Source organism: Mycobacterium sp. E3298, assembly GCF_001666895.1.
GTDB lineage: Bacteria > Actinomycetota > Actinomycetes > Mycobacteriales > Mycobacteriaceae > Mycobacterium.
Window position 1 is genome coordinate 1 of record NZ_LZJB01000519.1, and the last position, 728, is coordinate 728.

Sequence of the window (728 nt, forward strand, 5' to 3'; positions counted from 1 at the left end):
TCCAGGCCACCGGCACCGACAACTTGCCACCGATGGAGGCCGCCCCGCCGATGGCCGCGGCCGGGTGCACCGCTCCGGCACCGCCGCCGAGCAGACCACCGAGCCCACCCAGACCGGGCAGCGCCTTGGCTGCCGCCGGAGCCGCACCACCGATCAACCCCACCGTCTTGGAGATCTGGGTGAAGGTGTTGGCCATACCGGTACTGAAGTACGGCAGACCCTCGGTGTTATAGAACAGGCTGGCGAACGGGCTGTAGCCGTTGACGGCCGCCCCCAGGTTGGTGGGGAAGGCGGTCTGGCCGGTCAACAGGAACCACAGCTCGCTCATCGGGTTGTTCGTCGTCGCGGCGGTCGCTGCTGCCTTGACTGGCGCGGTGGTCGTCGTCGTGGCGGTGGTGGCCGTTTGTGAGTTGGCTTTCTGCGGTGGCGGGGTTGGCCGAGGACACGGCCAGTCAGGGTCGGGCGGCTGCGGCGGCGTTTGAGGCGGCGTTTGCGATGACGGTGCCGCCGCCGGTGATTGCGGCTCATCGGGTTGTTCGTCGTCGCGGCGGTCGCTGCTGCCTTGACTGGCGCGGTGGTCGTCGTCGTGGCGGTGGTGGCCGCCTTTTGCGCGACGTTGGCCGCGACGAATTTCTTCGGGCAGAACACGCCGGCGATCATGGCGACCGAGGCGCAGTACATGGAGATGTGGGCCCAGGATGCGGCGGCGATGTATGGCTATGCGGCGG

The 728-nt window shown here is 68.7% G+C and carries 2 pseudogenes; one reads left to right on the top strand and one right to left on the bottom strand.

The window, feature by feature from the left end:
• A pseudogene (locus tag A9X05_RS23850) lies at positions 1–511 on the bottom strand (hypothetical protein); the annotation flags it as partial.
• On the opposite strand from A9X05_RS23850, the pseudogene A9X05_RS32380 reads away from it, so the two are divergent.
• Positions 400–728: pseudogene (locus A9X05_RS32380) on the top strand (PPE domain-containing protein); the annotation flags it as partial. The pseudogenes A9X05_RS23850 and A9X05_RS32380 sit on opposite strands and share 112 nt — an antisense overlap.